Below are 11,837 nucleotides of genomic sequence, written 5' to 3'. Positions count from 1 at the left end.
TATCTTCATACAGGCAACACAAACAGGTTGCTAATCACGATTGGCGGATCCTTCGGGGTTCGCCGATTGTTGTTAGAACCTGTTTTTTGGATAAGGAAAGCATTAGCTTAATTATCTTTTTTTTGCTATGATGAAGCGTAAGAAGTGACAGGAGGAGTGTATTTTATGGCAAGACCCGTTGTGGCTATAGTCGGACGTCCGAATGTAGGGAAATCAACAATTTTTAACCGGATCATCGGCGACCGGTTGGCCATTGTGGAAGATAAACCGGGAATTACGCGTGACCGTTTATATGGTGTGGCGGAATGGAACGGCAAACCTTTCAGTATTATTGATACGGGAGGAATCGAAATTGATGGTGAAGATATCATTCTGAGATCCATCCGTATGCAAGCAGAGCTCGCTATTGAAGAAGCTGATGTCATCGTATTTATGTGTGATGCGAAGACAGGAGTTACGCAAGCTGATGAAGAAGTGGCTCAAATTCTGTATCGATCCGGTAAACCGATCATCGTTGCAGTTAATAAAGTAGACAATATGGGTCGAAGCGACCTCATTTATGAATTCTATTCTTTTGGATTTGGTGATCCGATTGGTATCTCGGGAAGTCATGGTACTGGAATTGGTGACTTGCTTGATGCGATTGCTAGTAACCTCCCTGAACTCGAGGAAGATGGGTATGATGAAGATGTAATTAGAGTTGCTCTCATCGGACGACCAAATGTGGGGAAATCATCGCTAGTCAATGCAATTCTTGGGGAAGAACGCGTTATCGTAAGTGATATAGCCGGAACAACAAGGGATGCGATTGATACTCCGTTTGAAAAAGATGGTCAGCGTTATGTCCTTATTGACACGGCAGGTATGAGAAAACGCGGCAAGGTATATGAAACTACCGAGAAATACAGCGTAATGCGTGCAATGCGTGCGATTGAACGTGCTGATGTTGTACTGATTGTTATTAATGGCGAAGAGGGAATTATTGATCAGGACAAGCATATTGCTGGTTATGCTTATGAAGCAGGTAAAGCTTCCTTATTCGTGGTGAACAAATGGGATGTTGTAGATAAAGACGACAAAACCATGCGTGAATTCGAAAAGAACATTCGGGATCATTTCCTGTTCATGACCTATGCACCGATCGTATTCCTTTCTGCAAAAACTAAACAGCGCTTACAAAAATTGCTTCCTGTAGTACAGCATGTATCGCAGCAGCATGTCATGCGTGTTCAGACTCATTTACTTAACGATGTAGTATCTGATGCAGTGGCTATTAACCCGCCGCCAACAGACAAAGGAAGACGACTGCGCATTAATTATGTAACACAAGTAGCAGTGAAGCCTCCTACAATTGTTGTTTTTGTAAATGATCCGGAACTGATGCACTTCTCTTATGAGCGTTACCTTGAGAATAAAATACGTGCTGCTTTCAATTTTGAAGGTACGCCTATTCGTATATTTACTCGGCGTAAGTCCGACGAAGGTTAGGGGAGAAACAATGTGATTTATGCTATCATGGCTATAATCATCAGCTATCTTCTAGGTTCCGTAAGCTTTAGCTTTTTGCTTGGTAAACTAACAAAAGGCATAGATATACGGGATCATGGAAGCGGCAATGCAGGCGCAACGAATACATTACGTGTCCTTGGAAAAGGGCCGGCTATTCTTGTGCTTGTACTTGACGTTGCAAAAGGGGTCGCAGCGGTATGGATCGGCAAATGGCTTGGCGGTGATTCACAGTGGGTTCCAGCGCTGTGTGGAGTCGCTGCCATTGTTGGTCACAACTGGCCCGTATTTTTCCGTTTTCGTGGAGGGAAAGGGATTGCAACCGCCATTGGCGTGCTTGCAACCCTTTGTTTATTACCCGCTTTATATGCAGGAATTATAGCGATTATGTGTATTATAATTACTAGATACGTATCCTTAGGTTCTTTAATTTTCGTATTTTTAACTCCTGTGTTCTTATTTATCCTTCTTTATCCATGGCCATTATTTTGGTGTAGTCTCGTGATTTGTATACTAGCCTTCTGGAGGCATCGGACGAATATCATGAAACTGATACGCGGGGAAGAGAATAAGCTGGGATCTCGTTCATCAAAAGGGGGTAAACGGGTTGTCTAACAAAGTAACGTTACTGGTAGCTGGAAGCTGGGGAACTGCACTGGCAAGTGTTCTTGCAGACAATGGCCATGATGTGTACATGTGGACACGAAGTAACGAGCAAGCCGCTGAGATTAACGAACAGCATACGAATGCAAGGTACTTACCCGGTATTATTTTATCCGAACGAATTATGGCTACAAGTGATATGAAAGAAGCGGTAGAAGGCAGTCAGGCTATTATTATTGTAGCTCCTTCCTCTGCGATGCGTTCCGTGGTACAACAGCTGCAGCCTTTTTACAAAAAAGGCACACTTATTGTACATGCAACGAAAGGCTTCGAGACGGCAACTCTAAAAAGAATGTCTGTCGTCATTTCGGAGGAACTCGGCTGTCCTGAGGGAGATATTGTAGTGCTTTCAGGTCCGAGTCATGCGGAAGAAGTCGTTCAGAAAAAACCGACCACAACTGTGGTGGCATCCTTAAATGATGAGCTTGCTAATCGTGCTAGAGATTTGTTCATGAATGTGAACTTTAGAGTATACACCAATCGAGATTTGCTTGGTGTTGAACTAGCAGGTGCGTTTAAGAATATCATTGCTTTAGGTGCAGGAATGTCGGACGGTCTTGGATTTGGCGATAATGCCAAAGCAGCGATCATAACCCGCGGCCTTGCGGAGATTGCGCGAATTGGTGTAGAGATGGGGGCTAACCCGCTTACCTTTTCAGGACTCGCTGGCGTAGGGGATTTAGTCGTGACCGCAACAAGCAAGCATAGCCGTAACTGGCGTGCTGGATATGCGCTTGGACAAGGCAAACCGCTGCAAGAAGTACTAGATGCCATGGGCATGGTTGTGGAAGGAATTCGTACTACAGAAGCAGCTCATGCGATATCACAAAAGTATAATGTTCAAATGCCGATCGCTGATCAGCTCTATAAAGTGCTCTTTACAGGCAAAGACAGTCGTACTGCGGTAGAAGCACTGATGGGCCGTGATCCTAAGACAGAGATGGAAGTCATGAGACTCGAAACATGGGAGCAGTGGCACACTTAGATTCATGGGCTCTTTTCTCATTTCTTCCGTTTCCATCACCCTTCGATAAGACAGCTCATATAATATGTTGAGTTTTTGTCTTAAGGAGGGGAATAAATGGCTGACAATATTTCTAAAGATGCTTTAAATGCAATCAATAAAAAGACGGGGAAGAAGATCTCGGAAGGCGCAGTGAAGAAGCTCGCTAGTACGGTGAAACCTTCTACTTTACAAAATGAGGATCAGCTGAGAACGCTGATCAAGCAAGTTTCTGCAATGGCAAAAATACCTGTTAGTGAAGAAACGATCCAGGAAATCGTCAATGCGATCAAGAAAAGCGGTATGAATCCGAGTAACATGGAAGCAATCATGAAAATGATGATGAAAAAGAAATAATATATCCAGTTAAGAAAGAGATATTCACCTCTTTCTTGCTACGAAGAACAAAGATGGGCCCATGCCTATAATCTTTGTTCTTTTTCTTTTTACAAGGAGGAACGGTTAAGATTTCATGTTATAATCACTTTATCTGAAAAAAGATGGGTAATACATTATTTTCTGGGATCGATAGATGTATTGGAGGATGAAACATGGATGCAATGGACAAGATGTGGCTTTCGATTATCGCTGTTCTAATTATGGGATTGTCTGTCTTCTTGATTACTTTTGCACGTGCGAAGACAAAGGGTATAATAAAAGGAGTTTTATCTTTCCTTGCTTTTATAATTATGCTGCTCGGACTTCTTAGTGGTCTGGTATCTATTATGTAATTATAACAAGGAAGTCTGAATTCATTAAACGATTGGAGTCATGATAAGTGCTTGATACAGCTTTAAACGTCTTAGGTAAGGCTTGGAACCCAAAGCGATACAAATGGCTGTTAGGAGGAAGCTGCAGCCTTCTATTGCAGGGTGTAGAACTAACGGACCCGCCGAATGATATTGATGTATATGCTGATTTTGAAACCGCTAAACCATTACATAAAGAGATCAGTTCATTTTCAGTGGATGAGCAGCGTCTGGATCGAAGCGGCACCTATACTTCTTTGCTCAGTCATTATCAGATCGGTGAAGCATCTTTGGAATTATCCGGAGGGTTTGAAATTTGTACATCAGACTCACTTTATCGAACAGATATTGCTTTTTTGATTCCTTATGCACAGAAATATAATATTCCGGGTACGCATCATTCCATTTTTATGACACCGCTCAGTCATGAGCTCATGTTTAACATCCTTCGTGAGCGGGCAGATCGATATGATCTTATAGCAAAGAAAATGAATGAGAATATAGACGCACATACCCCTTTATTAAAGGATCTGATTCGCCGTAATGTGTGGTCAGCAGCACATCTGGAACAGTTGGAGGATGTACTAGGAGTAAATGGTGATTCACTACGAGAACAGGGGCGGCTCTGATACAGCTAGAATGTGTACGGACAAGCAGGGGGCAAGTGATGAAGGTAACCTTTTTACCAAGTGGCAAACAGGTTGAAGTGAAGCAGGGAGTTACTTTGCTTCAAGCAAGTCGTTTAGCAGGGATAAACATCCCTACAAGGTGCGGAGGTAAGGCTGGATGTATGATGTGCAAAGTCGACGTTCCCGAGGGAGAAGAAGGTCATCTGAGTAAGCCAGGGGGAGCAGAACGTAACAAGCTCGGCACATGGCTCGATCGTGGGACACGTCTAGCTTGTCAGGCTACTGTTCAGGACTCGGTCACAGTTCAAGTACCTGAGGATAAGCTGAAAGCAGCGATCCGCAAACAGCTCGAAAGACAAGCGGAAGAAGATACACTATGGTAAGATTCCGGAAAATGATAGCTAGATTCTAATAAAGGATGGGCTTAATTTATGAGGAAAGTATACGGAATCATAAGAAAACAGCGTGTTTTCCTATGTGCTGCTATAACTGCGCTCATGTTGTTACTGTCGGGCTGTATGCACTCTTCAGGGGAAAGTAACAAAGAAGCGTGGGCTACGAATTATGACGGGAGTGTCTCGAGGGTTCAGAATGCAATAGATGCCTTTCAAGAATCGAATGGTGTCTTGCCGATTATTACGGCTGGGGCTGAAGTCCCGATTTATGAGAAGTTTCGAGTTGATATGAGCAAACTTGAACGAGAAGGATATGTTGACGATATTCCAAAGACGGCCTTTGAGAAAGGTGGAAGTGCGTATTTTCTCGTTCAAAATGAAGAAGTCGATCCGGTCGTTAAAGTGATGGATCTTTTAACCGTCCAAAAAGTAACTCTAGTTCAGCGTCTAGTTGATTCTTATTATGCCTCTCATGGAACATGGCCAGTGAAGGAAGAAATGTATCCGAACATTCATCTAGTGGACATAGAAGCCATTCAAAATTCGGGGAACCGGGTTGAAGATTTGGCAAGTGTGTACTCTGGTGAAATACTCCCTTACATCATAGACCCTGAAGGAACGGTGTATGCAGATTATGCTTTTGACATTATGCAGCTCATCGATCGAAAAAAAATCAAGCCGATAAGATCTGAAGACTTAAGGAAATACCTGACGGAAGAATCTCATTTTGTGCCTGTAAAATCACTTCCTTATACGTGGGATGGTGGTCAGCCTATCGCTGTCCCAACCCTTTCGTAATCATGATCTAGCATTAACACCGTCCCTTTGAGGGGCGGTGTTTTTATATATTAGAGAGCCATTCGTCATAATTGATAGCTAGCATTCATATATTTAGCGTGGATGGTCTTCAGGAGATCGTGAATCTTCTTAAAAAGAGAGTGCTTCAAGAATAACCAACCAAAAAAATAGAAAAGACGTCATACTGCAAAGGTCATGTACATACTATGATACTAGTCCAAAAGCATGTACGAGTTACGCCGCTCATCTTTCTTTCATCAGAATGTGATATGTCGGCGGCGGACGACTTCCGGGCAATCGTTATAACTGCTCTACCGTTGCAGGGATTAACGTCTTCTGATTGAAAACGAAGCGGATGCTCTTTAGCATTTTTCCTTCGGAGTATGTTTAGGAGGGGATTTCATTTGGAAAAAGTAGACATTTTCAAAGACATTGCTGAGCGAACCGGTGGAGACATTTATCTCGGAGTAGTCGGTGCAGTTCGCACAGGGAAATCAACATTCATCAAACGATTTATGGAAACTATTGTTTTACCTAACATTACTAACGAAGCAGACAGAGTAAGGGCGATTGATGAACTTCCGCAAAGTGCAGCAGGAAAAACAATTATGACCACTGAACCTAAATTTGTACCTAACAGTGCTGTACAGATTAAAGTAGCAGATGGCCTTGACGTTAATGTCCGTCTTGTGGATTGTGTAGGATATGCCGTAGAAGGAGCCAAAGGATATGAAGATGAAAATGGCCCTCGTATGATTTCTACCCCATGGTTTGAAGAACCCATTCCTTTTCAGGAAGCAGCAGAGATTGGGACACGAAAGGTCATTCAGGAACATTCTACACTCGGTGTAGTGGTCACAACCGATGGCACGATTGCGGAGATTGCACGTGAATCCTATGTGGAATCCGAAGAAAGAGTCATCGCTGAACTGAAAGAAGTAGGTAAACCTTTTGTTCTCATCATAAACTCAACGAAGCCTAAGGGCGAAGAAGCATTACAGCTTCGTGCTGAACTTGCCGAAAAATATGATGTCCCTGTTATGACATTAAGTGCTGCAACAATGACAGAAGAGGATGTTACCGGTGTACTTCGAGAAGTACTTTATGAATTCCCAGTTCACGAGGTAAATGTAAATTTACCAAGCTGGGTTATGGTACTGAATGAAAATCACTGGCTGCGTGCAAGTTATGAGAACTCAGTTCGGGATACGGTAAAGGATATTCGCAGACTAAGAGATGTGGATCACGTGGTGTCTCAGTTTATGGAATATGAATTTATTGACCGGGCGGGACTCAGCGGAATGAATATGGGGCAAGGTGTTGCAGAGATTGATCTCTATGCACCAGATGAGCTTTATGATCAGATTCTATATGAGGTAGTGGGAATTGAGATCAGAGGTAAGGATCATCTCTTGCAACTAATGCAGGACTTCTCCCACGCCAAAAAAGAGTATGACCGTTTTGCAGAAGCACTGGAAATGGTCAAAACAACAGGTTATGGAATTGCTGCGCCATCGCTTGCTGAAATGGCTTTGGATGAACCCGAACTTATCCGTCAAGGAACTAGATTTGGGGTTAGGCTGAAAGCGACAGCACCATCGATCCACATGATCCGTGTCGATGTAGAGTCTGAATTTGCACCCATCATTGGTACCGAGAAACAGAGTGAGGAACTGGTCCGATACCTCATGCAGGATTTCGAGAATGACCCAATTAAGGTATGGGATTCAGATATGTTCGGCCGTTCCCTGCATTCCATTGTAAGGGAAGGAATTCAAGGTAAAATTGCCATGATGCCGGATAATGCAAGATATAAACTCCAAGAGACGCTCGGACGGATTATTAACGAAGGTTCTGGCGGACTTATAGCAATCATATTGTAATTCATGGCCTGGCCCATAGATTTACCACCAAAATAACCGCAGGGGTTTCTCCCTTTCGGTTATTTTGTGTATCTTAGCTCCCTACCAAAATAGGGAAAATAATCAATTAGTAGTGTGGCTTTTTATCAATTTTGTCCCGAGAACGGTGATTCTACTTGAAATTGTGTCCTGACTGTATTACTATAAACCTTGTTCCGCTTGAGGGATAGAGATTCACTTGAAGTAACAAAGATGAACCTAGTCTCTTGCGGAGAAAGTATGAACCTATGAACAATATTACTTGGGAATAGGTATATCTTATGTATATTTTGTGATGAAACGGGAACAAAGTATAACACTTAGATAATAATATCAGGAGGTGAATTGACTTGAATAAATCTGATCTGATCACACAAGTAGCTGAATCTACTGAACTCGCTAAGAAAGATGTGACGAAAGCGGTTGATGCCGTATTCGAAGCTATTTCTGAAGCATTGCAAAAAGGTGACAAAGTACAACTCGTTGGTTTTGGTAACTTTGAAGTACGCGAGCGTTCTGCACGTAAAGGACGTAACCCGCAAACAGGTGAGGAAATCGAAATTCCAGCGAGCAAAATTCCTGCTTTTAAACCAGGTAAAGCGCTCAAAGACGGAATCAAATAAGATTTCTACATACTTTTATGTAATCGAAAAGTCCGTGAATTCGTTCACGGCTTTTTTCTTTTTAGTAGGAAGGGGTGAAGTTCATGGAAGGTCCAATCAACAACGGGGATTATATCGTAATCAAGGCACAAGAAAACGGTGTTCATGTCATTGGTTTGACGCGAGGTCATGATACCCGGTTCCACCATACGGAGAAGCTCGATAAGGGTGAGGTTCTCATCGCACAATTTACAGATCATACCTCTGCTATTAAAATTCGCGGCAAAGCAGAAGTCATGACAAAACACGGTGTTATTGAATCAGATCAATAAAAAGAGCGGGAAATTAGAAACCGTCTTTTCATTTTAAAAAGCAGGCATAGCCTGTTTTTTTCGTTGTACAATAGAGTATGGGCCTTCTGTTAGATGTTTACACTAAGAAGGACAGGAGGTCTATCTATTGAAAAAGAGAAGAATATTATCCCTTGTTCTCGTCATGTCTCTTGGTGCAGCGGTACTTTTGTCAACGTTTGTTACGGGGCAAAGTAAAAAGTGGATAGCAGAAGAATCAAAAGAAGTGCTTTCGGCAAATGAACAATTAACACTAACTGATAAAAATTTGGTTGACGCTTTGCATGATCTTTCTTTACATACGCCGATCAGTAAAGTGAAATGGAGTAAAAATGTGCTGACCCTAGATCTCAAAGTGACAGGGAACTCCATCATACCTTCCGAAATTTATATAGATATTGCGAGTATCGCATCCTTTTCCATGGAGCGAACGAATAACGTAAGTCAGCTTATGCTTCGTGTGCTTGCGGAAGATGAATGGGCAGGGAAGAGGCATTTACTTCTCTCTGCAGATATAAAACGCGCTGAATGGGACAGACAAGCATGGATGAAGTTAAGCGAATGGAAAAACGCGGCGCTACCTGATGAACTGATTCAAAGGTTTCATATGACAGAGACAAATCTATGGCGTGAGCAGTTTATTTCCTCTGAAAACGGTTATTGATGCCCTGTGCGGGTATAAGAAACATATGTTATAATAGATAAGATTGTGACGAAGATGCTTGATTATTTTTGAATGAACGCTCGGAGGATTTATAATGATTTCATACCGCGTAGCAAATCTTGCAAAAAAATATACGGATTATGATATGATACAGCGGCATACGGAATTGCCGACGTTTCCTAATGGCCGTGTACAGTTGCTTTACACGTTTTTGAACCAAGGGCAGAGACATTCAGTTGAGGACAGCGAACTCTTTTCCTTAGTTACAGCACTTGTACAAATGGGACTAGATACGCATGAGATGATTGATGTTCAGGAAGAAGATCTTGGAGAGCAGGATATGCGTTCTCGTCAGCTTAAAGTGCTCGGAGGCGATTTTTTTAGTTCACGGTTTTATCAATTGCTAGCCCAATCCGGTCATATATCGGTTATTGCTTCGCTCAGTGATGGGATCTGCCGATTGAATGAACGGAAAATGAGCCTTTATGACCGTATGAAGAAACACAAGGTTTCCTCCGAAGATTATGTGCAAGAATCGGTACAGCTGAAGAAGCAGCTGTTTCTTTCTTTTCAAAACATGATTTCGGAACAACAAGCGGGGCTCTATGACCAGTTTCTAACCTCATTTAGTCTGTTGGATATGCTTGTTGAAGAACGGGAAGCTGCAAACGACGTTGAACGTTCAAAATCAAGATTCGCTTATTTACATGTTTATGAAAACGAAAGTTTGGATGTGCGCTCTGCCTTGGCAAAAGGGATGGTTACGCCATCCGAATGGAATGAACTGATTAGTAAGCATAAAACAATCGAAGTGCTGACGAAGAAGATAGACCAGTCCGTGCTTTCGGTTCAAGGTTTATTAGAGAATCATGTGCACGATCATGTGCTTCGTGAAGAACTAAAGACCCTCTTAGAACCCTATTTCTTACATAGGGCAAGTGCATAAGTTTATTGTTCGATGAAAAGTGAATAAAGGTGGTATTTATACATGCAGCATGGGGGGAACAAGCCGAAGGAACAGTACGTCCATTCGGTTTTTCAGAGTATTGCTGGTAAGTATGATGTAATGAATGACACGCTTAGCTTTAGACGTCATAAGGCCTGGCGTAAATTCACAATGAAAAAAATGAATGTACAGCCTGGACAAACGGCATTAGATGTCTGCTGTGGCACTTGTGACTGGACGCTCGCACTTGCAGAAGCAAGTGAAACGGGTCACATCGAAGGACTTGATTTTAGCAGCAATATGCTGGAAGTAGGTCAGCGTAAAGTTGAAAAACTAGGCCGCAAACAGCAGATTACGCTCATTCAGGGGAATGCGATGAGTTTGCCTTATGAAGATAATAGCTTTGATTACGTAACGATTGGCTTTGGTCTTCGTAATGTGCCGGATATCAAACAAGTATTAAACGAAATGCAACGAGTAGTAAAACCAGGAGGGAAGGTCGTCTGTCTGGAACTCTCTAAACCTACCTGGCAGCCGTTTAAAGGTTTGTATTATTTTTATTTTAGAAATATGCTTCCTTTTATTGCCAAGCTGTTAGCAAAGCGTTACGAACAGTACAAATGGTTACCTGACTCCCTTATGATGTTTCCTGGAAGAGCGGAACTCGAACAGATTTTCAAAGAGACCGGCTTACAAAACGTCACTTCCTATGCCTTGACGGGCGGAATAGCAGCATTACATATCGGGATCAAGGAGAGTCAGCATGTTTAAGAAAATTGGTATTTTTCTAGAAATGATTAAAATTGAGCATACGCTGTTTGCGTTGCCTTTTGCATTTATGGGTGCTGTGCTGGGATCGACAGAAATAACAGGCCATTTACCGAGTTGGGCTCAGATTGGCTGGGTACTGCTCGCTATGATTGGTGCGCGAAGCGCTGCCTTTGGACTCAATCGAATGATCGACCGCGTGATTGATGCCAAGAACCCTAGAACGGCTGGACGAGCCATTCCAGCAGGACTTCTCAAAATCAGCGAAGTTGTTGTTTTTGTAATTATCTCTTTTATTTTATTATTTTGGGCAGCATCACAGCTTAATCCGCTTTCGGTAAAACTCCTTCCGATTGCTGTATTTATGCTCGTTATTTATTCTTATACAAAACGGTTCACATGGGCTTGCCATATTGTACTGGGTTTTACCATTGCCCTTGCTCCGCTTGGCGGATGGGTCGCAGTGACAGGAGAAATTAACCTGAGCAGTCTTGTACTTTTTGTAGCGGCCGCTTTTTGGACAGCAGGTTTTGATATTATTTATGCGTGCCAGGATATTGATTTTGATAGAGAAGAAGGCGTGTACTCGATTCCTTCGCGTTTTGGTATCGCTGGGGCATTGACTATTGCAAAAGTATTTCACATCATTACTGCAGCTGGCTTTATTGCCTTATTCTTTATCACAGGTTTAAGCTGGATCTATGCAGTAGGAATTTTGATCTCTTGTGCGCTGCTCATTTATGAGCATTACATTGTGACACCGAGTGATCTAAGTCGTTTACAGACGGCTTTCTTTACTCTGAACAGTGTAGTCAGCATCGTAATCTTTGTCTTTACTTTGATTGATGTGGTGGTGTTTTAAC

Annotated in this window: 15 protein-coding genes; all 15 read left to right on the top strand. The window is 42.4% G+C overall.

Annotated features, from left to right (window positions below):
- Positions 1-165: 165 nt before the first annotated feature.
- Positions 166-1,488 carry a ribosome biogenesis GTPase Der gene (gene der / locus KJS58_RS00690; protein ID WP_160033301.1) on the top strand — a complete coding sequence of 441 codons (1,323 nt, stop codon included), beginning with the start codon at positions 166-168 and terminating at the stop codon, positions 1,486-1,488.
- A gap of 12 nt (positions 1,489-1,500) precedes the next feature.
- On the top strand, positions 1,501-2,121 hold the full coding sequence (plsY, locus tag KJS58_RS00685; protein WP_213529598.1) for a glycerol-3-phosphate 1-O-acyltransferase PlsY: 621 nt from the start codon (positions 1,501-1,503) through the stop codon (positions 2,119-2,121).
- The gene (locus tag KJS58_RS00680; protein WP_213529595.1) at positions 2,114-3,154 is read left to right on the top strand and encodes an NAD(P)H-dependent glycerol-3-phosphate dehydrogenase; all 1,041 of its coding nucleotides are present in this window, start codon (positions 2,114-2,116) and stop codon (positions 3,152-3,154) included. Before plsY ends, KJS58_RS00680 begins: the two co-directional genes overlap by 8 nt.
- A 96-nt stretch (positions 3,155-3,250) precedes the next feature.
- On the top strand, positions 3,251-3,529 hold the full coding sequence (locus KJS58_RS00675; RefSeq protein WP_191799234.1) for a stage VI sporulation protein F: 279 nt from the start codon (positions 3,251-3,253) through the stop codon (positions 3,527-3,529).
- A gap of 194 nt (positions 3,530-3,723) precedes the next feature.
- Positions 3,724-3,903 (top strand): DUF2768 family protein, encoded by a 180-nt coding sequence (locus tag KJS58_RS00670; RefSeq protein WP_160033293.1) that lies wholly within the window; start codon positions 3,724-3,726, stop codon positions 3,901-3,903.
- A 47-nt stretch (positions 3,904-3,950) separates the two neighbouring features.
- Positions 3,951-4,550, top strand: a complete 600-nt coding sequence (locus KJS58_RS00665) for a hypothetical protein (RefSeq protein ID WP_213529593.1) — start codon at positions 3,951-3,953, stop codon at positions 4,548-4,550.
- A 38-nt stretch (positions 4,551-4,588) separates the two neighbouring features.
- Positions 4,589-4,933 (top strand): 2Fe-2S iron-sulfur cluster-binding protein, encoded by a 345-nt coding sequence (locus tag KJS58_RS00660; RefSeq protein WP_213529591.1) that lies wholly within the window; start codon positions 4,589-4,591, stop codon positions 4,931-4,933.
- Positions 4,934-4,981: 48 nt separating this feature from the next.
- On the top strand, positions 4,982-5,743 hold the full coding sequence (locus tag KJS58_RS00655) for a hypothetical protein (RefSeq protein WP_213529589.1): 762 nt from the start codon (positions 4,982-4,984) through the stop codon (positions 5,741-5,743).
- A gap of 404 nt (positions 5,744-6,147) precedes the next feature.
- Positions 6,148-7,626, top strand: coding sequence for a stage IV sporulation protein A (gene spoIVA, locus KJS58_RS00650; protein ID WP_213529587.1), 1,479 nt, complete (start codon positions 6,148-6,150; stop codon positions 7,624-7,626).
- Positions 7,627-7,994: 368 nt separating this feature from the next.
- Complete coding sequence (locus tag KJS58_RS00645; RefSeq protein ID WP_160033283.1) at positions 7,995-8,267, top strand: HU family DNA-binding protein; 273 nt, start codon at positions 7,995-7,997, stop codon at positions 8,265-8,267.
- Positions 8,268-8,350: 83 nt separating this feature from the next.
- Entirely contained in the window at positions 8,351-8,578 is a 228-nt protein-coding gene (gene mtrB, locus KJS58_RS00640) for a trp RNA-binding attenuation protein MtrB (protein ID WP_213529585.1), read from the top strand.
- A gap of 127 nt (positions 8,579-8,705) precedes the next feature.
- Positions 8,706-9,260, top strand: coding sequence for a hypothetical protein (locus KJS58_RS00635; RefSeq protein WP_213529583.1), 555 nt, complete (start codon positions 8,706-8,708; stop codon positions 9,258-9,260).
- 94 nt (positions 9,261-9,354) lie between these two features.
- Positions 9,355-10,206: a heptaprenyl diphosphate synthase component 1 gene (locus KJS58_RS00630; RefSeq protein WP_213529581.1), complete on the top strand. Its 852-nt coding sequence runs from the start codon at positions 9,355-9,357 to the stop codon at positions 10,204-10,206.
- A 42-nt stretch (positions 10,207-10,248) separates the two neighbouring features.
- The gene (locus KJS58_RS00625; RefSeq protein WP_213529579.1) at positions 10,249-10,977 is read left to right on the top strand and encodes a demethylmenaquinone methyltransferase; all 729 of its coding nucleotides are present in this window, start codon (positions 10,249-10,251) and stop codon (positions 10,975-10,977) included.
- A complete protein-coding gene (locus tag KJS58_RS00620) occupies positions 10,970-11,836 on the top strand; it encodes a UbiA-like polyprenyltransferase (protein ID WP_213529578.1) in 867 nt (288 codons plus the stop codon). Before KJS58_RS00625 ends, KJS58_RS00620 begins: the two co-directional genes overlap by 8 nt.
- Position 11,837 lies beyond the last annotated feature (1 nt).

Origin of the sequence: Paenibacillus sp. J45TS6 (assembly GCF_018403285.1) — a bacterium.
In the GTDB taxonomy this organism is placed as follows: Bacteria; Bacillota; Bacilli; order Paenibacillales; family Paenibacillaceae; genus Paenibacillus.
The sequence above is the reverse complement of the archived record's forward strand: the minus strand, read 5'-3'. Positions and strand labels throughout refer to the sequence as shown.

Excerpts from the sequence above, each read along its gene's own strand:
- KJS58_RS00630 (WP_213529581.1), top strand. The coding sequence starts at position 9,355 with ATGATTTCATACCGCGTAGCAAATCTTGCAAAAAAATATACGGATTAT.
- der (WP_160033301.1), top strand. The coding sequence starts at position 166 with ATGGCAAGACCCGTTGTGGCTATAGTCGGACGTCCGAATGTAGGGAAA.
- KJS58_RS00620 (WP_213529578.1), top strand. The coding sequence starts at position 10,970 with ATGTTTAAGAAAATTGGTATTTTTCTAGAAATGATTAAAATTGAGCAT.
- KJS58_RS00625 (WP_213529579.1), top strand. The coding sequence starts at position 10,249 with ATGCAGCATGGGGGGAACAAGCCGAAGGAACAGTACGTCCATTCGGTT.
- KJS58_RS00675 (WP_191799234.1), top strand. The coding sequence starts at position 3,251 with ATGGCTGACAATATTTCTAAAGATGCTTTAAATGCAATCAATAAAAAG.
- KJS58_RS00670 (WP_160033293.1), top strand. The coding sequence starts at position 3,724 with ATGGATGCAATGGACAAGATGTGGCTTTCGATTATCGCTGTTCTAATT.
- mtrB (WP_213529585.1), top strand. The coding sequence starts at position 8,351 with ATGGAAGGTCCAATCAACAACGGGGATTATATCGTAATCAAGGCACAA.
- KJS58_RS00655 (WP_213529589.1), top strand. The coding sequence starts at position 4,982 with ATGAGGAAAGTATACGGAATCATAAGAAAACAGCGTGTTTTCCTATGT.
- KJS58_RS00660 (WP_213529591.1), top strand. The coding sequence starts at position 4,589 with ATGAAGGTAACCTTTTTACCAAGTGGCAAACAGGTTGAAGTGAAGCAG.